Genomic DNA, 23,256 nt, shown 5'->3' with positions numbered 1-23,256 from the left:
CCGCGTGCCGCGATCGCGTGAGCGGCGCGGCCGGCTTGCCAGCGGCGGCCGCGGCGGCCAAGCTACCGATTCGCGCTGCCCGTTGCGGGCCAGTCGCTCGCCGAGCCTTCGCCACGCATGCCTGTCGCTTCCCCCGTCGTTTCCCCGTCGCTGCTGCATCCCCTCGCTGTCGGCGACCTGCACCGTCCGCTGGCCTACGCCGGCGGCCAGCACATCGATCTGGGCACCTTCCTCGGCCATGTGCGCGGCCTGGCCGCGGCGCTGCCGGCGGGCCGCTACGCGCTGAACCTGTGCGAGGACCGCTACCGCTTCATGGTCGCGTTCTGCGCGGTGGCGTTGCGCGGGCAGACCTCGTTGCTGCCGTCCTCGCGCGCGCCGGCGGTGGTCGCCGAGGTGCAGCGCGGCCATGCCGACAGCTATTGCCTGGGCGACCTGGCGCTGGCCGAGCCGCCGCCGCGCTACTGGCGGTTGCCCGAACCGTTGCCGAGCCTGGACGGCGCCATGCCGCAGCTGGCGGCCGATGCGCTGGTCGCGATCGGCTTCACCTCCGGCAGCACCGGCACGCCCACGCCCAATCCCAAGACCTGGGGCAGTTTCCTGACCAGCACCCGCCAGGACCTGCTGGCCCTGGCCGGGTTGTGGGCGGCCGATGAGCTGCCGCAGGTGGTGGCCACCGTGCCGCCACAGCACATGTACGGCATGGAGCTGTCGGTGCTGCTGCCGCTGGTGACGCCGCTGGCGGTGCATGCCGGGCGGCCGTTCTTTCCCGAGGACGTGGCGCGCGCGCTGGCGCAGGTGCCGGCGCCACGGCTGCTGGTGACCACGCCGGTGCACCTGCGCGCGCTGGTCGAATCCGGCGTCGCCCTGCCGCCGCTGGCCGGCATCGTCTCGGCCACCGCGCCGCTGGCGCAGGACCTGGCCGCGGCCGCCGAGGCGCGCTTCGGCGGGCAAGTGCGCGAGATGTTCGGCTCCACCGAGACCTGCGTGTTCGCCAGCCGCCGCACCGCGCGCGAAGCGCAGTGGACGCCGCTGCCCGGCGTGCGCGTCGCGCCGCAGCCGGACGGCACGCTGGTGCACGCGCCGCACCTGGCGCAGCCGGTGCTGCTGGCCGACCTGATGGAAGTGGAGGCCGATGGCCGCTTCCAGCTGCGCGGACGCCAGGCCGACCTGCTGGAGATCGCCGGCAAGCGCGCCTCGCTGGCCGACCTGACCCGTCGCCTGCTGGCGCTGCCGGGCGTGGTCGACGGGGCGATGCTGCAACTGGAGCCGGAGCCCGGCCATACGGTCGGCCGCATCGCCGCGGTGGTGGTCGCGCCGAGCCTGGACGAGGCCGCGATCCTGGCCGCGCTGCGCCGCGAACTGGACCCGGTGTTCCTGCCGCGCCGCCTGCGCAAGCTCGATGCCTTGCCGCGCAACGAGACCGGCAAGCTGCCGCGCGACCGCTTGCTGGCGCTGCTGGCGGGCGAGCGCGAGGGTTGAGGGCGGGTTAGCGCCGGACGCCGCAGCGCCTTCGGTGTCTGGCGCATCTGCGGAGTACGCGGCTGACCACCCGCCGCTCTTCACGACAAGGCGCTCGACACCTCCGCGACGAGCCGCTCCACGTCCACCGGCACGCGCGTATCCACCGCGACCACAGTCCCCAGTCCCACCGGTCCGGCGTACTCCGCAAGCATGTCCGGCGGCAGTTCTTTCAATGGATGCGCTGCGTGATGCGCGCTGGCCGCCGCGCGATTCCGGAAACGCCGGGCGGTTTCGTCTGGGCCGCAGTCGCAATGAACCTCGACGATGACTGCGTCCAGGCTGGCCAGCTTGTCGCGTTCGTACGCGCTGCGCGGCCGGAAGTTGGCTTCCAGCACCGCGTGCGGCGCGTGGCGTGCCAGCGACCAGAGGAGTTCCATTGCCGCGCCGCCAATCCGGCGCGATGCCGCGAGATCGCCGCCGCTGTCGCCGAGGGTGTCGGTCAGCGTTTCTTTGATGAAATCCTTGCAGAACAGCGGAAACCCGAGCCGTGTGGCGAGCGGTACCGCCAAGGTGGTTTTCCCTGCGCCAGGTGCGCCGGACACGATCACGATCTTGCGGCGACTGTCGGACATGGCATGCCAGTGCGAGGATCTGGAGCGGACGCCGCCGAGCAGCTGGCGACGTTACTTGGGATTGGGGCGCGCGCATCTGCAAGTGGCGAACCGCAGTGGCAGTGGCGACCGAACGTCCTGCATTGCTCGACGCCTGGTCGAGCGAACCGCACCAGCCGTCGCAGCGATGGCGAGCTGGCGCGCTCAGCCTCGCGCACGCTCACCCATGCACGCCGTCGATCTCCACCGCCAGTTCGTTGCGGCAGATCACCGCGTGCAGCAGCAGGCGCGGGACGCGGTCGCCGAAGCGGGCGTCCAGCGCGGCGGCGACCAGCGGCAGGTCGGCCGCTTCGCGCACGTAGACCTTGAGCCGGGTGCCGTCGCCGAACTGCGCCGGCAGGTCGGGGACGTGGGCGCGTGCGGCGCCCAGCAGCGCATCGAAGTTGGCGAAGGTCTCTTCCAGTTGCGCCAGCAGCTGGCCGGTATGCATCGAGGCGTGGCCGACCACGCTGGCGGTGCCCGACAGCAGCAGCGGCATGTCGCTGCCGGCCGGCGGCAGCATGGCGCGGGCGAAGCTCGGCGATTGCGGGCCGTACTGGCGCGGGTAGCGGTAGGCGCTGACCTGGCGCGGGTTCTCCAGCGGGGTGCCGGCCTGCGCGGCGGCCAGCCAGTAGATCTGGATCACCCGCGCGTCGTCGCAGCGGCCGACCGCGGTGGCGGCCGGCAGCTGGCTGGGGTCGAAATCGCCCAGCCCGCGCGCGCGGCCCACGCAGAACTGGCGGTAGCGTTCGCGGTCGCCGCTGCCCAGGGTGATCGCGTCGAGGTAGTTCCAGATGCGCAGCAGGCGCGGCGTGGCGCTGCGGCCGACGAACGCGGTGATCTGCGCATAGGCCAGCGCCGAGGCGGTTTCGATGTCCAGCGCCTGCTCGTCGATCTCGATCACGCCGAACTGCAGGCGCCCGTCGCTGGCCCAGGCGATGTCGCCGTCGCGGCCGCTGCGGACCGGCGCGTCGGTCCGCCAGACCTCGAGCATGCGCGGGCCGTGCGGCTGCAGCGGCACGCGCAGGTAGCGCGGGTCGGCGTGGTGCGGGGCGTCGTTGCCGAAGCCGAACACCGCCAGCACCTGTTCGTCGCGCAGCAGGTCGCCCGGATCGGTCTCGGCGACGTAGTCCACCTGCAGCTGCGGATGCCGCTGGTCGTGCTGCGGGAACTGCGGATGCGGCCGGCTCATGCTTTGTCTCCCTGCAAGGTGTCGCCGTGGAAGCCTTCGCGCGCCTGGCGGCGGCGTTGGCGCCAGGACCGCCAGGCGCGCGGCAGCATCGCCAGCGCCGACATGGCGTAGATCGCGCGGAACACGCGCAGCCGGCGCCGCACCGCGCGGTTGTCGAACACGTCGCCGGCGAGCATCGCCACCACCGCCTGCTCCACCTGCAGCACGTTGCGCGGCTGCGCGAACAGCTCGCGCATGGTGGGCGAGGTGAAGCGGTAGATGAACCACTTGAACTCGCTCAGGCCGCGGCGCAGGTGCCTTTCCAGGCCGCGCTGCAGCCGCGTCTCGCTGGCCGGGTCGCGCAGCGCCGCGTCGACCATGGCCGCGCCGCGCTCGGCGCCGTGCATGGCCAGGTACACGCCGGAGGAGAACATCGGGTCGACGAAGGCGTAGGCGTCGCCGAGCATCACCCAGCGCGGGCCGCTCATGCGCGTGCACTCGTAGGCGTAGTTGCCGGTGGCGTGCACCGGCGCCACGCGCTGCGCGCCGGCCATGCGCGCGGCCACGTCCGGGTCCAGCGCCAGGGTGCGCATCAGGAACGCTTCGCTGTCGCCCTGGCGGGTCTTCATGTATTCCGGGTAGCACACCGCGCCGACGCTCATCACCCCGTCGGGCAGCGGGATCAGCCACATCCAGCCGTGCGGGTGGCGGTAGATGCTGATGTTGCCGGCGTCCTCGCCGGGGCGCCGCGCCACGCCGCGGAAATGGCTGAACAGCGCCGCCGACTGGTGCTGCGCGTTGGCGCGCTTGAGCTTGAGCTTGTTGCCGAGGAAGGTGTCGCGGCCGCTGGCGTCGATCAGGTAGCGCGGGCGGAAGCTGCGCACGCCGTCGGCGCCGCGCGCCTGCACCAGCGGCTGTTCGCCGTCCAGCTGCACCGACTCGACCTTGACCCCTTCGTGCAGCTCGGCGCCGGCGGCGCGGGCGTGGGCGAACAGGACCCGGTCGAAGTCGGCGCGCGGTACCTGGAACGCATAGTCGGACTGCGCGTCCAGCGCATTGGCGAAGCGGAAGGTGTTGTAGCCGCCGGCGTCGTTGGGGAAATCGGCGCCGAGCTTGAGCACGCCGATCGCGCGGACCTGCTCGAGCACGCCCAGCCGCTGCAGGATCGGGATGTTCATCGGCAGCAGCGATTCGCCGATGTGGAAGCGCGGATGGTGGTCCTTCTCCAGCAGGGTCACCTTCCAGCCCTTCTGCGCCAGCAGGGTGGCCGCGGCGCAGCCGGCCGGGCCGCCGCCGATCACCAGCACGTCGGGCGTTTCCGCCGCGGGAGCCTGCGGCGTGGCGGGGGAGGGCGCGGGCGCGCGGGCGGAAGCGGTGGAATTCATCCTGAAAAACCTGCGGTGGACATGTCAGACGAACGTCATGATAGCTTGCCTGCCAAGGTCGGACAGTTGCGCCGCTGCGCGCGATGCACCATCTTGTCGCACCTGTCCTCATCGCCTGGAAGCCCCTGGATGTCTTCGCAAACCGCCGCCGAACGTGAACTGGCCGAGCTGCTGGTCGAGAGCCTGAACCTGGAAGACGTGCAGCCCGGCGACATCGATCCGGAGGCGCCGCTGTTCAATACCGGGCTGGGACTGGACTCGATCGACGCGCTGGAACTGGCGCTGGCGATCAGCAAGCGCTACGGCTTCCAGCTGCGTTCGGACAACGACGAGAACCGCCGCATCTTCGCCTCGCTGCGTGCGCTGTCGGCGCATGTCGAAGCCAACAAGACCAGCTGACCCGGCCGCCGCCGCGCCGTGGGCGCTGGCGCTGGGCGTGCTGCTGGCGCTGGCGTATTCGCCGCTGGCGCACTGGGCCAACGCCGCGCACCGTCCCGATCTGGCCGTACTGGCCGGCGCGGCGCTGGTGCTGATGCTGCTGGTGGAGCCGATGGCGCGGCTGCGGCCGTGGGCCTGGGCGCTGGCGTTGCTGGCGCTGGCCGCGCTGGTGCCGCTGTGGCGCTCGCCGCACGCGCTGCTGCTGCTGGCCGCGCCGCCGGTGCTGTTCACCGCCTGGGTGGCCTGGTTCTTCGGGCGCAGCCTGCAGCGCGGGCGCACGCCGCTGATCTCGCGCATTGTCGAGGCGCTGTACCGCCAGGCGCAGATGCCGATCACTCCCGCGCAGTTGCGCTACACGCGGCGGCTGACCCTGGCGTGGACGCTGCTGCTGGCCGCCATGACATTGCTGAACCTGTTGCTGGCGCTGTGCGCCGTGCCCAGCGGGGTGCTGGCGCAGCTGGGGCAGGCCTCGCCGCTGCCGATCGGCGACGCGCGCGCCTCGCTGATCGCCAACCTGCTGGGCTACGGGGTCATCGGCGGCTTCTTCGTCGGCGAATACCTGATGCGCGGGCGCTGGTTTCCGCAGCGTCCCTACCGTAATCTGCCTGACTTCCTGCACCGGTTGGCGCGGCTGGGGCCGGTTTTTTGGCGCGATCTGTTGCGCTGACGCGCGCATCTCGGGGGATGCAGAGGGTTGTGCAGATCATCAAGGACAAACTGAAGATGCCGCAGGCAGGGATGCCGTCGCGCATGGCCTGGGCCGTGTGGAATACCTTGCAACTGCTGTTCACCCTGGCGTTCACCGGGCTGGGCATCGTCGTGGCGCTGGTCCTGTTGCTGCTGGCCGGGCCGCGGCTGCCGCTGCGCATGGGCGCGCGGGTGTGGGCGCCGGTGCTGTTCTTCGGCGCCGGGGCGCGCCTGCAGGTGGAGGGCCGGGAGCGGGTGGACTGGTCGCGCAACCACCTGTTCGTCAGCAACCACCAGTCGATCATCGACATCTGCGCGCTGTTCGCGGCGCTGCCGGTGCCGCTGCGCTTCCTGCTCAAGGACGAAATGCTGCAGGTGCCGTTCGTGAACTGGTACGCGCGCGCCACCGGCATGCTGTTCCTGGACCGCGACAGCCGCCGCGCCGGCGCCATGGTGCGGCGCCAGGCCGCCGCGCTGCTGCGCCAGGGCCAGGACCTGTGCCTGTTCCCGGAAGGCACCCGCAGCCGCAACGGCGAGCTGGCCGACTTCAAGGCCGGGCTGTTGCAGGCTGCGATCGATGCCGGCGTGGACGTGGTGCCGGTGGCGTTGGACGGGGCGGGCAAGGTGCTGCCGTCGACCAGCCTGTTCCGGGTCCGGCCCGGGGTGATCCGGGTGCGGATCGGCACGCCGATCAACGTGAACGGCGCCGATGGCCCGCTGGACCGGCAACAGCTGACCCAGCGCGCACAGCAGGCCGTCCGTGCCATGCTCGACCCCAGGATCTGAGTCGCTGCCCCTATGGATTTCGTCGTACCGCATGATCATCCCAGCCTGCCAGGGCATTTCCCGGGCCACCCGGTGGTGCCCGGCGTGGTGGTGCTGGACCACGTGCTGCAGGCCGTCGAGGCCGCGCACGGCGCCTGCGGGCCGCTGCGCCTGCCGCAGGTGAAGTTCCTGCAGCCGCTGCTGCCCGGGCAGCCGGCACGGGTGGAACTGGACGGCGCCGCGCCGCGCTGGCGCTTCCGCGTGCGCCGCGGCGAGGACCTGCTGGTCAGCGGCGATCTGGTCGCGGAGCATGCCGCATGAGCGCCAGCTGGAAACACCGCCCCGAAGGCGGCAGCCGTTTCGCGCTGTGGCTGATCCGCAGCATCGCCCGCTACGGCGGCCGCGCGCTCGGGCGCCTGCTGCTGTATCCGATCACCCTGTATTTCCTGGTGGTGCGCGGCCCGGAGCGGCGCGACTCGCGCGACTACCTGGGGCGCGTGTTCGCCCGCCCGGCCACGCTGCTGGACGTGGCCCGGCACATCCACACCTTCGCCTCGACCATCCTGGACCGGGTGTTCATGCTGTGCGGGCAGATGCACCGCTTCCGGGTCGACATCCAGGGCCTGGAGCAGCTGCACGCGCAGATGGACCGCGGCCGCGGCGTGCTGATCTTCGGCTCGCACCTGGGCAGCTTCGACGCGCTGCGGGTGCTGGCCACCGAGCGCCCCGACGTGCAGGTCAAGGTGGTGCTGGACAAGGCCCACAACCCGGCGATGACCGAACTGCTGGGCGCGCTGAACCCGCAGCTGGCGGCCAACATCATCGATGCCGGCATGGACAGCACCTCGATCGTCATGGCGATCAAGCAGGCCACCGACGAAGGCGCGCTGGTCGCGCTGCTGGTGGACCGGCCGCGCCCGGAGGACCCGGCGCTGCCGGCCGCGTTCATCGGCCAGGGCGCGATGTTCCCGACCTCGCCGTGGCTGATCGCCGCGGCGCTGAAGGTGCCGGTGGTGCTGGCGTTCGGGCTGTACCGCGGCGGCAACCGCTACCAGCTGGTGTTCGAGACCTTCAGCGAAGGCCTGGACCTGCCGCGCCGGCAACGCGCGCCGGCGCTGGCCGCGCTCATCCGCGATTACGCCGCCAGGCTGGAACATTACACGCGCTCCGCGCCGTACAACTGGTTCAACTTCTACGATTTCTGGAACAACCGCCATGCCGATGCGCCGCACCTTGCCGTGGATGCTGATACTGCTGTGCAGCGCCGCACCGCTGTGCGCCGCGTCGCCTGAGCCGCTGGACCCCGGCTGGATCCTGCAGAAGCTGGCGCGGCCGGCCCCGGTCAGCACCGAGTTCGTCGAACTGCGCGGCTCGGCGCTGCTGAAGGCGCCGCTGCGGGTGCAGGGCCAGTACCGCCGTCCCGATGCCGACACGCTGGTGCGCGAGGTCACCGCGCCGTACCGCGAGACCACCACCCTGCGCGGCGGCGAAGCCACGCTGGAGCGCGCCGGCAAGCCGCCGCGGCGCTTCTCGCTGGCGCGGGTGCCGGAACTGGCCGGCCTGCAGAACGGTTTCGGCGCGTTGCTGTCCGGCGACCAGGCGCAGTTGCAGCAGCACTACGCGCTGAGCAGCAGCGGCACGCGCGAACGCTGGCAGCTGCAGCTGCAGCCCAAGGACCCGGCACTGGCCGCGCAGGTGCGCAGCCTGCGCCTGTACGGCCGCGGCGCGGAACTGCGCTGCATCGAGACCACCCCGGCCAAGGGCGACGTGCAACGCACCCTGCTGGCCGGCGCCGCGCGCGACGCGGCCAGCCTTGCCGAGACCGGGGCGCTGACCGCGCTGTGCCACGGCGACGCGCGCTGATGTCCGCCTGCGGTAGCAGAAGGCGGGCCGTGCTGTGCGCGGCCCCGGGCAAGAACGTGCTGGCATTTGCGTGGTCGCCGCGATGAAACGCGAACTGAGTTCGAAGGCGCGCATCTCGCTGGCGCTGCTGTGGCTGGCGGTGCTGACCGTAGGCGGGCTGTGGCTTGGCACCGTGCTGCAGGTGTCTGGCGACCTGCGCAAGTTCATGCCGGAAGCCCAGACCCCCGCGCAGAAACTGCTCCTCGACGAACTCGGCGAAGGCCCGGGGTCGCGGCTGCTGCTGATGTCGCTGTCCGGCGCCGATGCGCCGACCCTGGCGCGGCAGTCGCAGGCGCTGCACGCGCAGCTGGCCGCGCAGCGCGACACCTTCGAGCTGGTCGCCAATGGCGCCGATGCCGGCCTGGACGCGATTCCCGAGCGCCTGCTGGCCTACCGCTACCTGCTCAGCGACAGTTTCGACGCCCATCCGCTGGATGCGGCGACGCTGGCCGACGCGCTGCAGGCGCGGCTGCAGGACCTGGGCTCGCCGGCCGCGGCGATGGTCGAGCCGCTGTTGCCGCGCGATCCGACCCTGGAAGTGCTGCACCTGGCCGAGAGCCTGCAGCCGGCCGGCGGCCCGCAGCAGCGCGACGGGGTCTGGTTCGACCGCGCCGGCAAGGACGCGCTGCTGGTCGCGCAGACCCGCGCCGCCGGGTTCGATCCGACCGGGCAGCAGCAGGCGGTGGACGCGATCCACGCCGCCTTCGCCAAGGCCAGCGCCGGCAGCGGCAGCCGCCTGACCCTGACCGGCCCCGGCGCGTTCTCGGTGGAGATCGGCGGGCGCACCCAGAACGAGGCGCAGTGGATCGGCATGCTGGATACGCTGGGCCTGATCGTGCTGCTGCTGGTCGCCTACCGCAGCTGGAAGATCCCGGTGCTCGGGGTGCTGCCGCTGGCCAGCGCCGGCCTGGCCGGGCTGGGCGCGGTGGCGCTGCTGTTCGACGGCGTGCACGGCATCACCGTGGCGTTCGGCTTCACCCTGATCGGCGTGGTCCAGGACTATCCGATCCACCTGTTCAGCCATCAGCGGCCGGGCCTGGATCCGCGCGCCAACGCGCGCCACCTGTGGCCGACGCTGGCCACCGGCGTGGTCTCCACCTGCATCGCCTACGTCACCTTCCTGTTCTCCGGCGTGGACGGCCTGCGCCAGCTGGCGGTGTTCACCATCGCCGGGCTGCTGGTGGCGGCGCTGACCACGCGCCTGCTGTTGCCGGCGCTGATCGATCCCTCGCCGCGCGACCACGCCGATTCGCCGGCGCTGGCGCGGCTGTGGCGCGGCATCGCGCGGCTGCCGCGGCCGCGCTGGTCGCTGCTGCCGCTGGCGCTGGCCGCGGCGGCGGTGATCGCGTTCGCGCCGGGCCCGTTCTGGCAGAACGACCTGTCCAAGCTGACCCCGGTGCCGGCCGACGGCCTGGCCCGCGACGCGCACCTGCGCCAGGAACTGGGCGCGCCGGACGTGCGCTACGTGCTGGCGCTGCCGGCGGCCTCCGCCGATGCCGCGCTAGCCGCCTCCGAGCGGCTGCGCCCGCGCCTGGACGCGCTGGTCGCGCGCGGCGAACTGGCCGGCTACGACATGGCCGCACGCTACCTGCCCAGCGCGGCGACCCAGCAGCGGCGCCAGGCGGCGTTGCCGGACGCGACGCAGGCGCGCGCGCTGACCGCCGCGGCGGTGGCCGCCACGCCGTTCCGTGCCGACGCCTTCGCCCCGTTCCTGGCCGACCTGGCGCGCGCCCGCAGCGCGCCGCCGCTGACCGCGCGCGACCTGCACGGCACGCCGCTGGCGACCACCGTCGATGGCCTGTTGCTGGACCGCGGCGGCCACGCCACCGCGCTGGTGTCGCTGACCGGCCTGCGCGACCCGGCGCTGCTGGCCGGCGCGGTGCGGGGCAGCGGCGCGCAGCTGATGGACCTGAAGGAGGCCTCCGAATCGCTGGTCGCCGCCTATCGCGGGCGCGTGCTCGGCGCGCTCGGCATCGCCGCGCTGCTGCTGGCGCTGACCGTGGCGATCGCGCTGCGCACGCCGCGCCGGATCGCGCGCGTGCTGCTGCCGATGGCGCTGACCACGCTGCTGATCCTGGCGATCCTGCGCGGCTGCGGGGTCGAGCTGAACCTGTTCCACCTGATCGCGCTGATCCTGGCCGCCGGCCTGGGCCTGGACTACGCGCTGTTCTTCGACCACGCCGGCGACGACCGCGCCGACCAGCTGCGCACGCTGCATGCCTTGATCGTGTGCAGCCTGATGACGCTGCTGGTGTTCGCGCTGCTGGCCGCCTCCAGCATCCCGGTGCTGCGCGCGATCGGCAGTACCGTGGCGCTGGGCGTGCTGTTCAATTTCGTGCTGGCGCTGCTGATCTCGCGCGAGACCGCCAGCGACGCGCCGGCCGTGGCGCATTAGGAGACGCTGCATGACCGAGCTTCCGCGCGGCCGCGACGCGATCGCGGCGCTGGTGCCGCACCAGGGCCTGATGTGCCTGTGGGAAGAGGTGCTCGCCTGGGACGCGCAGCGCATCGTGCTGCGCAGCCAGGCGCACCGCGCCGCCGAACATCCGCTGCGCAGCGGCGGCCGCCTGCGCGCGCTGCACCTGTGCGAGTACGGCGCGCAGGCGATGGCGGTGCACGGCGGCCTGCTCGGCCGCGCCAGCGGCAAGCCGGTGCGACCGGGCATGCTGGTCGCGCTGCGCGGCGTGCAACTGCACGTGGCCGATCTGCATGAGCTGCCGGAGGCGATCGAGTGCGAGGCCGAAGTGCTGCTGCAGGCCGAGGACAGCCAGCAATACGGCTTCCGCATCGTGCATGGCGCGCAACTGCTGGCCGAAGGTCGCGCCACGGTGATGCTGGGCGCGGCGTAGCGGCGCCCGGTACCGATCATGCATGCGGAAGCCCCCCGATGAAGGCGCTGAGAGCACCGAAACCGGGCGATCTTTTCTATATCCCCGCCGTCGATGCCGCCGATGCGCCCGGCTTTGTGATCGCGCGCTACATCGAGCTCATACCGCCTGCGCTCGGTCATCTGGTCGAGGTGTTCGCCGATTTCCATACGCAGATCCCGGCATCCATCGCCCAGGTGGACAGGTCGCGCCGCCTGTTCCGGCCGATCTTCTGCAGCCTGCGGTTTTCGGCGATTCCGCGCTGGAAGATCCTCTTCAGCGATCCCGGCTATACAAAAGCCGACTCCCGTTACGATGCGATCCAGTTCGCCTTCGAGACGGATCTCTGGATCGGAGGGACCAGCCATCCGGCGACGGCGGAGCGGCTTGCCGGCATCGAACCGTCCATCTGCTGGCGGATGGACCATCTGATGGTCCGCGTCATTGCGCACTTGCGCGGGGCCATCGCCGAGAACGCATGCATGGAGCACTTCGCCCTGCCGGAAGACCTGCGTGTGGATAGCGAGGTTGCGCTCGAACGGGTAAGGAAGGCTGTGCACAACATGCAGACGCTGCTCGGCAGCAAATAATCGATCGCCCGATCTTGGCGCCGCAAGATGCATCCGCCGCACCGTGGAGGCGCGCCCGGCGGGTGCCGGCCACTGACCCTGTACATCGCCGTGTTCTACGATGAAGGGTCCCGCAGCCAACGCAACACGGAGAATGTGCGCATGACCGATCCTTCGACGAAACGCCGCGCCCTGGTCACCGGCGGCAGTGGCGACCTTGGCGGTGCGATCTGCCGGCGCCTGGCCGCGGACGGGCTGCATGTGATCGTGCACGCCAACGGCAACGTGGCGCGCGCCGCTGCCGTGGTGCAGGACATCGCCGCGGCCGGCGGCAGCGCCGAGGCGGTGGCGTTCGACGTGGCCGATGCCGATGCCAGCGCCGCCGCGCTGGCGACGCTGCTGGAGGCCGGGCCGATCCAGGTGGTGGTCAACAACGCCGGCATCCACGACGACGCGCCGATGGCCGGGATGAGTGCGGCGCAATGGCACCGGGTCATCGACGTGTCGCTGCACGGCTTCTTCAACGTGACCCAGCCGCTGCTGCTGCCGATGGCGCGCACGCGCTGGGGCCGCATCGTCAGCGTGTCGTCGGTGGCGGCGGTGCTCGGCAATCGCGGGCAGACCAACTACGCCGCGGCCAAGGCCGCGCTGCACGGCGCCAGCAAGTCGCTGGCGCGGGAAATGGCCAGCCGCGGGATCAGCGTCAACGTGGTCGCGCCCGGGGTGATCGAGGGCGCGATGGCCGGCGAGGCGTTCGCGCCGGAGGCGATCAAGCAACTGGTGCCGGCCGGCCGCCCCGGCAAGGCGGACGAGGTCGCCGCGCTGGTGGGCTTCCTGTGCTCGGACGCGGCCGGCTACATCAACGGCCAGGTGATCGGCATCAACGGCGGCATGGGCTAGCACCTGCGCCGCGGCACTGGGAATGCGGGCGGGCCTATGGTCGGGTCATGTCCGCCGTTCCCGCCACCACGAAGCGCCCCCGCCGGGCCCAGGGCGACACGAAAGACGCGGCCAAGGCCGCGTTGCGCACGCCGCCAGGCCGGCGGCGGCCTGGCTCAGGCCGCGCGCGCGTACCAGCTGTCGGCCAGCGAGCTCTCGCCTTCCAGCGTATCGGCGAGCAGCGCGTCCAGGCCGTGGCCGTCGATCTGCGGATGCTGCGCCCGCGCCTGGCCCAGCACCTCGCGCGCCAGCCAGCTCATCCGCGCGACGTTCTCGCGCACGCGCGCCACGAACGCCGCGTCGTCCAGCACATCGTTCAGCGCGGCGTTGAGCTGGTGGAACCAGCCGATCACGTACTGGTCGAGCAGCCGCCCGTCGGCTTCCGGCTGGCCTTGCGCCGCATTGTGGCGGCCCCAGTCGCGCAGCAGCGCCTGCATGCCCAGGTTGAGTTCGCGCGCGCGGGTGAAGTCCGGCCGCAGCCGGCCCAGCGTGGGCAGGTCGGCGATGCGGTCGGAGAAGAACAGCGGCGCCAGCAGCGCCCAGTAGTAGGTGTAGTCCCAGATCACCTTGACCGGCATCACCTGCGCGTCGCCGAACAGCGGGTACTGGTCCTGGTACAGGGTCAGGGTGTTCTCGTAGAACGAGAAGTACAGCTGCTGGTACAGCTCGGCGTACGGCGCGATGTTGCCCCCGGCGCGTTCGCGCCCGATCAGTTCGCAGATGTAGGTGTTGGAGATGGCGATGAAGTCGCTGCCCGGCGAATAGAACGGATCCAGGAACACCCCGGCCTCGCCGGTCAGCGCCCAGCGCTGTCCCGAGAACACCTGCTTGCAGCCATGCGAGAACTTGCGCAGGAACAGGAAGTCCTGCAGCGCGAACTGGCTCTGGTCGAGCGTGCGCGCCACCTGCGGCTGGTGTTTGCGCAGCCAGTCCATCGCCTTGTCGTGGGTGTTCATCGTCTCCAGCGGATGCATCTGCGCATCGCAGACGATGCCCAGCGAATGCGCGCCGGAGGACAGCGGGATCAGCCAGAACCAGTAGCCCGGCCCGCACATGTGGTTGGTCGAGCGCCAGCGGTCCGGCGGCGTGCAGCGCTGCAGCCAGGCGTTGTCCTGCGACCACACGTTGGGATCCACCACCCCGTCTACCCGCCACCACACCGCATTGGCCTGGTGCGCGTTGTCCTGGGCCAGGCCCAGCTTGCGCTTGAGCAGCCCGGCGCGGCCGCTGGCGTCCACCACCCAGCGCGCGTGCAGCGTCGCCGCGGTGCCGTCGCGCTCGTAGCGCACCTGGTGGTCGGCGTCGTCGTCGGCCAGGTCGATGCCGCGCACGGTGCAGCCGTCGATGAACTCCACGCCCAGCGCGCGCGCGCGTTCGCCGAGGAAGTTCTCGAAGCGGCCGCGGTCGATCTGCCACGACGGCGTCGGCAGCAACTGGCTCACGCCCAGCTCGGTGCAGCGGTCGATGTCCTCGCGCCCGTCGGAGAAGAAGAAGCGGAAGCCGAACTTGCGGATCTGCTCGGTCTCCAGGTGTTCGCGCAGGCCGAGCACGTTGGCGAAGTAGTGCGCGCCGATCTCCACCGAGGATTCGCCGACCTTGAACGCGGCCTCGCGCACCGGGTGCGCGCGCCGTTCCAGCACGCTGACGCGCAGCTGCGGATCGCGCTGGCGCAATTGCAGGGCCAGGGTCAGCCCGGCCAGGCCGCCGCCGGTGATCACCACGTCCGCATGCTGCTGGTTCATGTCGTCTCTTCCTTGCTCAAAGGGATGGGTGCCGCAGCGAATTCGCCGGCGGCGTCGTCGATCAGCACCGGATTGGCGCGGACGCGGCGGTATTCGCGCACCACATGGCCGTATTGCCACACCTGCACGACCACGTGCGAGGTGATCTTCCACAGGTCGCGCACCAGGCGGAAATGGCTCTTGCGGAACTCGCCGGCCTGGTGCGCGTAACGCGTCTCGATCGGCACCGCCACCACCCGCGCGCCGGCCTGGCGCGCGGCGGAGATCAGCAGCTGCGCCTCGAACACGAAGCCCTCGCCGGGCACGTCCGGCAGCGTGTACACCGCCTGCGGATACAGGCGCTGCCCGCTCTGGCTGTCGATCAGGCGGAAGCCGCAGCCCCAGGCGATGCCCCAGTCGCCGAAGTCGTTGCCGATGCGGCGGATGGTCGGCTGGCTGGCGCGCTTGCGCAGCCGCGCGCCGACGATCACGCAGCCGGGATGGCGATTGGCCGCGGCCAGCAAGCGCGGGAAATCGGCGGCGCTGTGCTGCCCGTCGCCGTCCATGGTCATCACCGCGCGCGCGCCCTGGCGCTGCGCTTCGGCGAACCCGCTGCGCAGCGCGGCGCCCTTGCCGCGCCGCTGCGGATGCCGGAGCAGCGTCACCGGCAGGTCGGCGATGCAGTCGCTGGTGCCGTCGTCGGAGCCGTCGTCGACCACGATCACCCGCGGGCAGTGCGCCAGCGCATCGGTCACCACCTCGCGGATGCGCAGCGCTTCGTTCAGCGCCGGAATCAGGATCGCGGCATCGGCAGCGCTCAGCGCGATCCGGCTCATGCCTGCAGGTCCACGTGCAGGCAGCGGCCGCCGCCGGCGTCCAGCACGCAGCGGCCGGCGCCGGCGGCCAGCGCATCGAACAGCGGCAGCATCGGCGCCATCGCGTTGCCGGCGGCATGCCGCGCCAGCGCACCGCTGCCGGCATCGGCCCGGCCGTCGGCCAGGCGCACGCGCAGACGCGGCTTGCCCGGCAGCGCCGCGGCGCCGAGCACCAGCGCGGCACCGAGCAGGCCCTCGCTGTGCGAGACGCGGCCGAGCGGACCGGTCGAGCGGCTGTCGTAGCCGGCCAGCAGCACCGCCGCCTCGCCGGCCGCCAGCTGCGACAGCGCTTCCAGCAGGCCCTGCGCGAAGCTGGCACTGTGCGCGCTGATCGCGGTCGCCGCGGCGGTGGCGCCGGCGCCGATGGTCCAGTAGCCGGCGGCGGCGTTGTGCACCGAGTTGTGGAACTTGGTCGGCGAGATCGCCAGCGGATCCTCGGCCAGGGTGGTGCACATGTAGTCGGTGATCGCCAGGTCGCCGTGGGTGGAGGCGAACACCGACGGCAGCGTGGCCGGATCGCGGCCGGCGTCCTGGCAGGCGGCCAGCGCCACTTCCAGCGACACCGCCACCGTGTCCGGCGCGCGGCGCCGCTCGTTGGCCGCCAGCAGTTGCGACGCCGGCCGCGCCGGTGTGTCCACGATGCCGCCAGCGCCGCCGGCGTAGGCGCGCGCCGCCGCCCAGCTGGGCAGGCCGGTGGTCCAGAAACCGATGCCTTCGATGGTCGCGGTCAACATCGGCGTGCTCATGCGCGGCCGAACAGCAGCGAGCAGTTGTTGCCGCCGAAGCCGAAGGAATTGTTCATCGCGTAACGGACCTGTGCGTGGGCATTGGCGAAGCGGATCTGCGGGCCGCACCCGGGATCGGGCTGTTCGCTGTTGAGGGTGCCGGGGAGCAGGCCGTCGCGCAGCGCGAGCAGCGCGAACACCGACTCGACGATGCCGGCCGCGCCCAGCGTGTGCCCGGTCCAGGCCTTGGTCGAACTGGCGTGCAGGGTGGCCGGGAACAGCGCGGCCACCGCGGCGGCCTCGATGCTGTCGTTGGCCGGGGTGGCGGTGCCGTGCAGGTTCAGGTAGCCGACCTGCGCGGCGTCCACGCCGGCGCGCTGCAACGCGCCGCCCATCGCCAGGCGCGCGCCCAGGCCCTGCGGGTGCGGCGCGGACATGTGGTGCGCGTCGCTGGATTCGCCGTAGCCGCACAGCAGCGCCAGTGCCGGCGGCGCGGCGGCCGCGTCGCTGCGCTCCAGCAACGCGTAGCCGCCGGCTTCGCCCAGCGACAGTCCGTCCCGGCGCAGATCGAACGGCCGGCACAGCTCCGGCGACACCAGCTGCAGCGAATTGAAGCCGAACAGCACGCTGCCGCACAGCGTGTCCACGCCGCCGACCAGGGCCGCATCCACCACGCCGGCGGCGATCAGCCGCGCCGCCTGCGCGAATACCTTGGCGCTGGACGAGCACGCGGTGGCGACGGTGATGCACGGTCCGCGCAGGCCGGTGGCCTGGCGCACGAAATCGCCCAGCGAGTGCGGCGTATGCACGATCGGCCGGTCCAGGTCGGCGGGAAAGCGCGCGCCCTCGGCGTCCTGTTCGAGCCGGGTATAGGCCTCCTCGCTGGCGCCGATGCTGGAGGTGGACGTGCCCATCACCACCGCCACGCGCTCGGCGCCGTGGCGCTGCGCGGCGGCGGCGACCGCCGCCTGCAGGCCGTCCTGCTGCAGCGCCAGCCACGCCAGGCGGTTGTTGCGGCATTCCCACTCGGCCAGCGCCGGCGGCAGCGGCAAGGTCTCCAGCGCGTCCACGCGGCCGATCCAGCAGGGCAGCGGCTGCGCGCCGAAATCGTTGCGGCGCAGGCCGCTGCGGCTGTCGCGCAAGGCGCTGGCCTGGGCCTGCAGTCCGCTGCCGAGCGCGGTGGTCGCGGTGTACGCACGAATTGCGACGGCTGCCATGCGGGGCGACGGGGACGCTTCGGTCACGCGATATTCCGTAAAGGATGGATCGCAGCAGTATATCGACGCGGTCCGCAAAGCCGTGAAGCGCGCGCCCACGCTGAACGTGAACGGGCACGGCGCATGCATTTATAAATGGCGTGCGGCGTGCGCGCTTTCGCCGCTGCCGCATTTCCTCCACAATCGCTTGCCTTTCCACGCCAGGCGCACGCCACGGGCATGCAAGCCTACGTCTACAAAAGCCAACGCAAGCCGGACACCTATCTCTACCTCGCCGCGCGCGACGACTTCGGCTGTCTGCCGCAGCCGCTGCTGGCGTCGTTGCAGCCACTGGCGTTCGTGCTCGAGGTGGCGTTGACCGCCGAGCGCACCCTGGCCCGGACCGACCCCGCGGCGGTACGTGCGAATCTGGCCGGCTGCGGCTTCCATCTGCAATTGCCGCCGCTCCCCGACGGCCGGACCGACCGACACGATGACTGACTCCCCCTTCCGCGCGCGCGCGCCCTGGATCGCCGCCGCGCTGGGCGCACTGCTGGCGCTGGTCGCCGGGTTCGGCCCGCTGGCCGCGGCGCTGGGCGCGTGGCTGGCGCAGCCGGCGTTTGCGCTGGCGCTGTCGTGGTCGCGCGGCAGCCGGCCGCGGCCGGACAGCGTGCCGGCGCTGGGCCGCGAGCTGTTGCCGCTGCTGGCGCTGTGGGCCGGCGGGCTGGGCCTGGTCGCGCTGCTGGTGGCCTGGCCGCTGGCCGCGCTGCGCGACAGCGGCAGCCTGGCCGCGGCGCTGGCGCTGAGCGTGGCCGCCAGCGCGGCCTTGCTCGGGCTGTGGCGCACCTGGCCGCTGTGGCATGGCAGCGAATGCGAGGGCGGCGCGCTGGGCGCACGCTGGCAGGCGCTGGCGCAGCAGGACGTGCAGGCCTGGCGCGGCCTGGCGGTGGCGGCGCTGGTGCTGTTGCTGGCCGGGGTCGGCGTGCTGCTGGCCTGGCCCGGCCTGCTGGCCGTCGCCGCGCGCTGGCCGCTGGCGCTGGCCTATGCGCTGCTGTCGCCGTTGCTGCACGCCTTGCTGCAGCGCGTGGCGCCGCCGCAGGCGCTGCCGTCGCCGCCACGGACCACCTCGGCCGACCTGTTCGCCGAACTGAGCGCCAATGCCGCGCCGCGCGAGGACGATGTGCCGCCGCCGGCGGACGAACTGCATGCGGCGCTGTACGACGCCGCGCGCGGCGGCCGCGTCGATCGCGCGCTGCAACTGTTGCACTCCGGCGCCGACCCGCATGCGCTGCCGGCGCCGGACTGGCGCGACCAGCGCAGCCTGCCGGTGCTGGCCGCGGTGCTGCCGGACCTGCGCCTGCTGCGCGAGCTGATCGTGCGCGGCGTGGACGTCAACCAGCCGCACCTGGGCATGACCCCGCTGCTGGCCGCGACCCGCGACAGCTGGCACGGCCGTCCCGAGGCGGTGATGACCCTGCTCGCCAACGGCGCCGACCCGCGCGCCAGCGACAGCGACGGCAACACCCCGCTGCACCACGCCGCGCGCAGTTCCGACCCCGGCGTGGCCGCCCTGCTGCGCGATGCCGCGGCCGAACTGGACGCGCTGAACCGCGACGGCCTGACCCCGCTGGCGGTGGCCTGCCACGTCGGCAACTGGCGCATGGCCAAGTTCCTGCTCGAGCGCGGGGCCAAGCCCGAGCCGGCCGAGGGCAGCCCGGTGCTGCTGGCCGCGGCCGGTACCGAGGAAGACGATCCGGCCGGCGTGCAGCTGCTGCTCAAGCACAAGGCGCGGGTCGATGCGCGCGACCGCCAGCGCCGCAGCGCGCTGCACGAGGCGGCGCAGGCCGGGCACGTGGAGATCGTCGATGCGCTGCTCGGCGCCGGCGCCAACCTGGAGGCGCGCGATGCGCTGGGCCGCACGCCGTGGCTGGAAGCCGCGCGCCACGGCCGCGTCGCGGTGCTGGAACACCTGCTGCCGCACAAGCCCGACCTCACCGCGGTCGATGGCGACGGCCGCAACGCGGTGCTGCTGGCCTGCACCGCCGACCAGGTCTCGCCGGGGCTGATCCGGCGCCTGCTGGAGCTGGGCATCGCGGCCGCGCAGGCCGACCAGAGCGGGCGCCGCGCGGTCGACCTGGCCGCCGAGGCCGGGCGCTGGGCGATCGTGTCCGCACTGGATCCGGACTACCCGCTGCCGGCCGCGGTCAGCGACGGCCAGGGCGAGGTCGGCAGCGCCAGTCTGCCCGACCGGCCGCCGCTGGAACTGCTGCGCGAAGGCCTGCAACTGGGCCAGCGCGACGGCCTGGCGGCGCTGGCGCGGCTGTGCGCGGCCGAGGAGCTGGGCGCGCTGCTGCACGATCCGCACCTGGCCCTGAATCCGCAGGCGGTGGACTGGCTGCTGGCGCATGGCGCCGCGCCGGAAGTGCTCGACGCCTGCGGCGACACGCCGATGTTCGCGCTGCTCTCGCGCGGCGTGGAAGCGGTGCCCAGCCTGCAGGCGATGCTGCGCCAGGGCGTGTCGCCGGCCGGTCGCGGCGGCCTGACCCGGCTGCTCGCCGCCTGCGCCCAGCACGACCACGCCTCGCGCGCGCTGGAGCAGTTCGCGCTGGAACTGCTCGAACGCGGCGCCGACCCGTTCGCGCCGTCGCCGGCCGGCGATCCGCCGCTGTCGCTGGCGGTGCGCCTGGGCTGGCTGCGCCTGCAACTGCAATTGCTCGAACGCGGCGCCGACCGCGAGGCGCGCGACAGCCACGGCATGACCGCGCTGCACCTGGCCGCCGCGCTCGGCCGCGAGGCCTCGCTGAAGCTGCTGATCCAGCAGGGCGCCTCGCCGGAAGCGCGTGCGGCCGACGGGCAGACCCCGCTGGGCGTGGCCCTGGCCAGCGGCCGCCGCGACCTGGCCGACTGGCTGGACTGGCGGGTCTGGCCGTTGCCGCGGCGCCCGCTGCGCGAGGCCGACCTGCCGGCCGCGGCGATGGTCGGCGACGCCGATGCGATCCGCCGCCTGATCGACCTGGGCCTGGCGGTGGACGCGACCGACGCGCAGGGCTGTACCGCGCTGCTGCGCGCCGCCGGCGGCGGCCATGCCGCGGCGGTGGACCTGCTGCTGGCGCGCGGCGCCGACCTGCAGCACGCCGCGGCCAGCGGCGCCACGCCGTTGTCGGCGGCGGTGAGCATGCGCCAGACCGACATCGTCGCGGCGCTGCTGGCCGCCGGCGCGCAGATCGAACACCGCCTGCCCGGCGGCGTCACCGTGCTGATGCTGGCCTGCGCGCTGGGCCTGCCGGACATCGCCGCGCGCCTGCTGGCGGCCGGCGCCGACGTGCATGCCGGCGACGCGCAGCAGCTGGCGCCGCTGCATTGCGCCGCGCTGTACGGCTTCACCGCGCGCGACAAGTCGCGCCTGCTGGCGCTGCTGGATACCTTGCTGCTGGCCGGCGCCGAAGCCGACCGCAGCGCCGCCGGCGGGGTGACCCCGCTGTTGCTGCTGCTCGGCGCGCGCGCCGAACCGGGCACCGCCTGCGACGAGCCGGTGGTGCTGGCCGGGGTGGAGCGCCTGCTCGACGAAGAGGTGAGCCTGGACGTGCAGGACCCGCGCGGCTTCGGCCCGCTGCACCTGGCCGCGTTGCACGGCCTGCCGCTGCTGGTGCAGCGCCTGCTGCGTGCCGGCGCCGACCCGGACCTGCGCGACACCTTGAACCGCCCGCCGCGCGAGATCGCGGTGATGCGCGGCTTCGTCGATGTCGCCGGCCAGTTCCAGCCGGCGCTGCCGGGGGTGTCGTCGATGGCCCGGTTCCTGCGCGAAAGCCGCTGACGGCGGTCGGCGCGCTGCGCCGCATGCGCGGCACGTGCGCGAACCCGCCGGCGCGGCAGTCGCGCGGCGTCGCTTCCGTTGCGGCGCCCCCAAAAAAACCCCGCCGGACGGCGGGCCAAGCGATCCTTCGATACGTACGCGGGAGGGGTGTTCCTCCCGCGCACATCGGCGCGGCGGCGAACGGCGCCGCCGCTTGCCGCCTTACTGCCGCACCACCAGGGTCAGGCCGCTGTAGCTGCCGGACAGGCGCAGGTAATACGTGCCTGCGCTGGACGGGGTGACGCGGATCGTCTGGGTGGTGCTGCCGGCCCGCACCGAGCGCGCATCGTAGCTGCTGCTGGTCGGCACCTTGCCGGCCGCGGCGTACAGCGCGACGCTGCCGGTGCCGCCGAAGGTCATGAAGCTCACCGCCTTGCCGGCCTCGGCCTGGAAGCTGTACAGCGCGTCGCCGCCCTGGCTGCCGAGACCCCGCTGTTCGACCTTGTTGGTCAGGGTCTTGGTCGGCGGCACGCAGCTGCTGTCCGACGGTGCGCATGGCGGCGTGGTGGCCAGCTGCAACAGCATGTCGATGTCCAGGATGCCGGCGCCGATCGGCGTGGTGGTCGGGATCGCCACCGGGAACGGGCGCGCGCTGGCGCGCAGCAGGTCGCGCATGCCGCTCCAGGTGAACGGGGTCGTGGCCACGCTCTGCACCATCGCCACCGCGGCGGCGACGTGCGGGGAGGCCATCGAGGTGCCGGCCATGCCGCCGATCTGCCACTCGCTGGTCGGGCTTTGCGTGCCGGCGTTGAGCACCTGGAAGATGTAGCCGTTCGGGTTGCCGTCGATGCTGCCGCCGCCGCCCGGCGCGGCGATGTCCACGCGCGTGCCGTAGTTGGAGTAGCTGGCGCGCCCGCCGTTGATGCGCGCGGCGCCGACGCTGATGACGCCGTTGCAGGAGGACATGGTGTAGGTGCCGGCATCGGCGTTGGCGTTGCCGGCGGCGACCACGATGATCGCGCCCTTGGCGTTGATCCTGTCGATCGCGTCCTGGTACAGCGCCGGGCAGCTGTCCGGACCGCTGCTGCCCAGGCTCATGTTGATCACCTCGGCCGGGTTCGGATTGGCCGGCAGGCCATCCACCGGCAGGCCTGCGGCCCACAGCATGCCGTCGGCGATGTCGCTGCCGAAGCCGCCGCACGAGCCGAGCACGCGCACCGGCAGGATCTTGGCGTCGTACGCCAGTCCGGCCGTGCCCACGGCGTTGTTGGTGACCTGGGCGATGGTGCCGGACACGTGGCTGCCGTGCCACGAGCTGGCGTTCGCCGAGTTGCCCGGCGCGCCCAGCGCGGCGCAGTAGTCGGCCTCCACCCAGTCGCCCAGGTCGTAGCCGCCGGGCGCGCGGCCGTCGCTGTCGCGGCGCGAGACGCGGTGGTCGGTGATCATGTCGTAGCCGGGCAGCACGTTGGCGGCCAGGTCCGGATTGTCCTTGACCACGCCGGTGTCGACCACCGCCACCACCACGCCCTGGCCGGTGGAGCGGGTCCAGGCCTGCTCGGCATTCACCCCGCCGACGGGGTCGTGGAAATTCCACTGCAGCTGGGCGTAGGCCGGATCGTTGGGAGCCGCCGCGGCGGTGGCCAGCGCCGCCTTGGACACCGACACGCGCTGTTCGTCCAGGCGCTGGTAGAGGCGGTCGACCTGGACCGACAGCACCGCCGGATCGGCCTGCAGTTCCTTGACGAACGCGGCGCTCTCGCTGGCATCGAGGCGGCGCGAGGTCTGCACCACGTGCCAGCCCGGCACCGCCATCTCACGCAGCACCTTGGCGCTGACCGCAGCTTGCGCCGGGGCGCCGGCGATGGCGGCCTTGGCCCGCTGCAGGCCGGTGCGGGTGACCGCGGTCGACAGCGAGCCGTCGAGCAGGCGCCGCGCCGTGGTGCCGGCGTCGCGGGTCTTGACGATGAAGCGCTGGCCCACCTGCAGCGGTTGCGCCGATTGCGCGGCCGGTTCGGTCAGTCCGCCCTTGCCGATGACGGGCGAGGCGGCCTGGGCGGCGCTGGCGGCGAGGACGACGGCGAGGGCCGCGCTGAGCTTGCTCTTGGAAATCAT

General features: G+C 72.7%; 21 protein-coding genes. 13 read left to right on the top strand and 8 right to left on the bottom strand.

Annotation, left to right across the window (positions count from 1 at the left end):
- Positions 1–117: 117 nt before the first annotated feature.
- Positions 118–1,479 (top strand): AMP-binding protein, encoded by a 1,362-nt coding sequence (locus tag AB3X10_RS22170; RefSeq protein ID WP_369977610.1) that lies wholly within the window; start codon positions 118–120, stop codon positions 1,477–1,479.
- Between the two features lie 80 nt (positions 1,480–1,559).
- Here the strand turns inward: AB3X10_RS22170 and AB3X10_RS22165 are convergent, their stop codons facing one another.
- From AB3X10_RS22165 to AB3X10_RS22155, 3 genes are all read right to left on the bottom strand, one after another.
- Complete coding sequence (locus AB3X10_RS22165) at positions 1,560–2,093, bottom strand: AAA family ATPase (RefSeq protein WP_369977608.1); 534 nt, start codon at positions 2,091–2,093, stop codon at positions 1,560–1,562.
- A gap of 199 nt (positions 2,094–2,292) precedes the next feature.
- A complete protein-coding gene (locus AB3X10_RS22160) occupies positions 2,293–3,303 on the bottom strand; it encodes a pteridine-dependent deoxygenase (RefSeq protein WP_369977607.1) in 1,011 nt (336 codons plus the stop codon).
- The gene (locus AB3X10_RS22155; protein ID WP_369977605.1) at positions 3,300–4,667 is read right to left on the bottom strand and encodes an NAD(P)/FAD-dependent oxidoreductase; all 1,368 of its coding nucleotides are present in this window, start codon (positions 4,665–4,667) and stop codon (positions 3,300–3,302) included. The genes AB3X10_RS22160 and AB3X10_RS22155 overlap by 4 nt, the downstream gene beginning before the upstream one ends.
- Before the next feature lie 129 nt (positions 4,668–4,796).
- On the opposite strand from AB3X10_RS22155, the gene xanC reads away from it, so the two are divergent.
- From xanC to fabG, 10 genes are all read left to right on the top strand, one after another.
- Positions 4,797–5,066, top strand: a complete 270-nt coding sequence (gene xanC, locus AB3X10_RS22150) for a xanthomonadin biosynthesis acyl carrier protein XanC (RefSeq protein WP_003470209.1) — start codon at positions 4,797–4,799, stop codon at positions 5,064–5,066.
- Positions 5,041–5,772, top strand: coding sequence for a ketosynthase (locus AB3X10_RS22145; protein ID WP_369977604.1), 732 nt, complete (start codon positions 5,041–5,043; stop codon positions 5,770–5,772). Before xanC ends, AB3X10_RS22145 begins: the two co-directional genes overlap by 26 nt.
- A 56-nt stretch (positions 5,773–5,828) precedes the next feature.
- The gene (locus AB3X10_RS22140; RefSeq protein WP_369981941.1) at positions 5,829–6,578 is read left to right on the top strand and encodes a lysophospholipid acyltransferase family protein; all 750 of its coding nucleotides are present in this window, start codon (positions 5,829–5,831) and stop codon (positions 6,576–6,578) included.
- A gap of 12 nt (positions 6,579–6,590) precedes the next feature.
- A complete protein-coding gene (locus tag AB3X10_RS22135; RefSeq protein WP_369977603.1) occupies positions 6,591–6,878 on the top strand; it encodes a hypothetical protein in 288 nt (95 codons plus the stop codon).
- Positions 6,875–7,849, top strand: coding sequence for an acyltransferase (locus AB3X10_RS22130; RefSeq protein WP_369977602.1), 975 nt, complete (start codon positions 6,875–6,877; stop codon positions 7,847–7,849). Before AB3X10_RS22135 ends, AB3X10_RS22130 begins: the two co-directional genes overlap by 4 nt.
- Complete coding sequence (locus tag AB3X10_RS22125; RefSeq protein WP_369977600.1) at positions 7,773–8,420, top strand: LolA-related protein; 648 nt, start codon at positions 7,773–7,775, stop codon at positions 8,418–8,420. The genes AB3X10_RS22130 and AB3X10_RS22125 overlap by 77 nt, the downstream gene beginning before the upstream one ends.
- A gap of 82 nt (positions 8,421–8,502) precedes the next feature.
- Positions 8,503–10,854 (top strand): MMPL family transporter, encoded by a 2,352-nt coding sequence (locus AB3X10_RS22120; RefSeq protein WP_369977598.1) that lies wholly within the window; start codon positions 8,503–8,505, stop codon positions 10,852–10,854.
- A 10-nt stretch (positions 10,855–10,864) separates the two neighbouring features.
- The gene (locus AB3X10_RS22115; RefSeq protein ID WP_369977596.1) at positions 10,865–11,308 is read left to right on the top strand and encodes a phosphotransferase; all 444 of its coding nucleotides are present in this window, start codon (positions 10,865–10,867) and stop codon (positions 11,306–11,308) included.
- A 38-nt stretch (positions 11,309–11,346) separates the two neighbouring features.
- A complete protein-coding gene (locus tag AB3X10_RS22110; protein WP_369977594.1) occupies positions 11,347–11,916 on the top strand; it encodes a hypothetical protein in 570 nt (189 codons plus the stop codon).
- 141 nt (positions 11,917–12,057) lie between these two features.
- Entirely contained in the window at positions 12,058–12,795 is a 738-nt protein-coding gene (gene fabG / locus AB3X10_RS22105) for a 3-oxoacyl-ACP reductase FabG (protein ID WP_369977592.1), read from the top strand.
- Positions 12,796–12,950: 155 nt separating this feature from the next.
- Here fabG and AB3X10_RS22100 read toward each other — a convergent pair whose 3' ends face one another.
- The 4 genes from AB3X10_RS22100 to AB3X10_RS22085 are packed head-to-tail and all read right to left on the bottom strand — an operon-like array spanning position 12,951 to position 17,372.
- Positions 12,951–14,576 (bottom strand): NAD(P)/FAD-dependent oxidoreductase, encoded by a 1,626-nt coding sequence (locus tag AB3X10_RS22100; protein ID WP_369977590.1) that lies wholly within the window; start codon positions 14,574–14,576, stop codon positions 12,951–12,953.
- Complete coding sequence (locus AB3X10_RS22095; RefSeq protein WP_369977588.1) at positions 14,573–15,391, bottom strand: glycosyltransferase family 2 protein; 819 nt, start codon at positions 15,389–15,391, stop codon at positions 14,573–14,575. The genes AB3X10_RS22100 and AB3X10_RS22095 overlap by 4 nt, the downstream gene beginning before the upstream one ends.
- Positions 15,388–16,164 carry a beta-ketoacyl synthase chain length factor gene (locus tag AB3X10_RS22090; RefSeq protein WP_369977586.1) on the bottom strand — a complete coding sequence of 259 codons (777 nt, stop codon included), beginning with the start codon at positions 16,162–16,164 and terminating at the stop codon, positions 15,388–15,390. The genes AB3X10_RS22095 and AB3X10_RS22090 overlap by 4 nt, the downstream gene beginning before the upstream one ends.
- A gap of 8 nt (positions 16,165–16,172) precedes the next feature.
- Positions 16,173–17,372, bottom strand: coding sequence for a beta-ketoacyl-[acyl-carrier-protein] synthase family protein (locus AB3X10_RS22085; protein ID WP_369977584.1), 1,200 nt, complete (start codon positions 17,370–17,372; stop codon positions 16,173–16,175).
- Positions 17,373–17,591: 219 nt separating this feature from the next.
- Between AB3X10_RS22085 and AB3X10_RS22080 the strand changes: the two genes are divergently transcribed.
- Together AB3X10_RS22080 and AB3X10_RS22075 are read left to right on the top strand one after the other, a co-directional pair.
- Positions 17,592–17,852: a YcgL domain-containing protein gene (locus tag AB3X10_RS22080; RefSeq protein WP_369977582.1), complete on the top strand. Its 261-nt coding sequence runs from the start codon at positions 17,592–17,594 to the stop codon at positions 17,850–17,852.
- Positions 17,845–21,165 carry an ankyrin repeat domain-containing protein gene (locus tag AB3X10_RS22075; protein WP_369977580.1) on the top strand — a complete coding sequence of 1,107 codons (3,321 nt, stop codon included), beginning with the start codon at positions 17,845–17,847 and terminating at the stop codon, positions 21,163–21,165. The genes AB3X10_RS22080 and AB3X10_RS22075 overlap by 8 nt, the downstream gene beginning before the upstream one ends.
- Before the next feature lie 201 nt (positions 21,166–21,366).
- Here AB3X10_RS22075 and AB3X10_RS22070 read toward each other — a convergent pair whose 3' ends face one another.
- Positions 21,367–23,256 (bottom strand): S8 family serine peptidase, encoded by a 1,890-nt coding sequence (locus tag AB3X10_RS22070; protein ID WP_369977578.1) that lies wholly within the window; start codon positions 23,254–23,256, stop codon positions 21,367–21,369.

Source organism: Xanthomonas sp. DAR 80977 (assembly GCF_041240605.1).
GTDB classification, from domain to species: domain Bacteria; phylum Pseudomonadota; class Gammaproteobacteria; order Xanthomonadales; family Xanthomonadaceae; genus Xanthomonas_A; species Xanthomonas_A bundabergensis.
Note: the sequence above shows the minus strand (reverse complement) of the source record. Positions and strands in the feature narration are given on the sequence as shown.

Excerpts from the sequence above, each read along its gene's own strand:
- AB3X10_RS22170 (WP_369977610.1), top strand. The coding sequence starts at position 118 with ATGCCTGTCGCTTCCCCCGTCGTTTCCCCGTCGCTGCTGCATCCCCTC.
- AB3X10_RS22165 (WP_369977608.1), bottom strand. The coding sequence starts at position 2,093 with ATGTCCGACAGTCGCCGCAAGATCGTGATCGTGTCCGGCGCACCTGGC.
- AB3X10_RS22160 (WP_369977607.1), bottom strand. The coding sequence starts at position 3,303 with ATGAGCCGGCCGCATCCGCAGTTCCCGCAGCACGACCAGCGGCATCCG.
- AB3X10_RS22155 (WP_369977605.1), bottom strand. The coding sequence starts at position 4,667 with ATGAATTCCACCGCTTCCGCCCGCGCGCCCGCGCCCTCCCCCGCCACG.
- xanC (WP_003470209.1), top strand. The coding sequence starts at position 4,797 with ATGTCTTCGCAAACCGCCGCCGAACGTGAACTGGCCGAGCTGCTGGTC.
- AB3X10_RS22145 (WP_369977604.1), top strand. The coding sequence starts at position 5,041 with ATGTCGAAGCCAACAAGACCAGCTGACCCGGCCGCCGCCGCGCCGTGG.
- AB3X10_RS22140 (WP_369981941.1), top strand. The coding sequence starts at position 5,829 with ATGCCGCAGGCAGGGATGCCGTCGCGCATGGCCTGGGCCGTGTGGAAT.
- AB3X10_RS22135 (WP_369977603.1), top strand. The coding sequence starts at position 6,591 with ATGGATTTCGTCGTACCGCATGATCATCCCAGCCTGCCAGGGCATTTC.
- AB3X10_RS22130 (WP_369977602.1), top strand. The coding sequence starts at position 6,875 with ATGAGCGCCAGCTGGAAACACCGCCCCGAAGGCGGCAGCCGTTTCGCG.
- AB3X10_RS22125 (WP_369977600.1), top strand. The coding sequence starts at position 7,773 with ATGCCGATGCGCCGCACCTTGCCGTGGATGCTGATACTGCTGTGCAGC.
- AB3X10_RS22120 (WP_369977598.1), top strand. The coding sequence starts at position 8,503 with ATGAAACGCGAACTGAGTTCGAAGGCGCGCATCTCGCTGGCGCTGCTG.
- AB3X10_RS22115 (WP_369977596.1), top strand. The coding sequence starts at position 10,865 with ATGACCGAGCTTCCGCGCGGCCGCGACGCGATCGCGGCGCTGGTGCCG.
- AB3X10_RS22110 (WP_369977594.1), top strand. The coding sequence starts at position 11,347 with ATGAAGGCGCTGAGAGCACCGAAACCGGGCGATCTTTTCTATATCCCC.
- fabG (WP_369977592.1), top strand. The coding sequence starts at position 12,058 with ATGACCGATCCTTCGACGAAACGCCGCGCCCTGGTCACCGGCGGCAGT.
- AB3X10_RS22100 (WP_369977590.1), bottom strand. The coding sequence starts at position 14,576 with ATGAACCAGCAGCATGCGGACGTGGTGATCACCGGCGGCGGCCTGGCC.
- AB3X10_RS22095 (WP_369977588.1), bottom strand. The coding sequence starts at position 15,391 with ATGAGCCGGATCGCGCTGAGCGCTGCCGATGCCGCGATCCTGATTCCG.
- AB3X10_RS22090 (WP_369977586.1), bottom strand. The coding sequence starts at position 16,164 with ATGTTGACCGCGACCATCGAAGGCATCGGTTTCTGGACCACCGGCCTG.
- AB3X10_RS22085 (WP_369977584.1), bottom strand. The coding sequence starts at position 17,372 with ATGGCAGCCGTCGCAATTCGTGCGTACACCGCGACCACCGCGCTCGGC.
- AB3X10_RS22080 (WP_369977582.1), top strand. The coding sequence starts at position 17,592 with ATGCAAGCCTACGTCTACAAAAGCCAACGCAAGCCGGACACCTATCTC.
- AB3X10_RS22075 (WP_369977580.1), top strand. The coding sequence starts at position 17,845 with ATGACTGACTCCCCCTTCCGCGCGCGCGCGCCCTGGATCGCCGCCGCG.
- AB3X10_RS22070 (WP_369977578.1), bottom strand. The coding sequence starts at position 23,256 with ATGATTTCCAAGAGCAAGCTCAGCGCGGCCCTCGCCGTCGTCCTCGCC.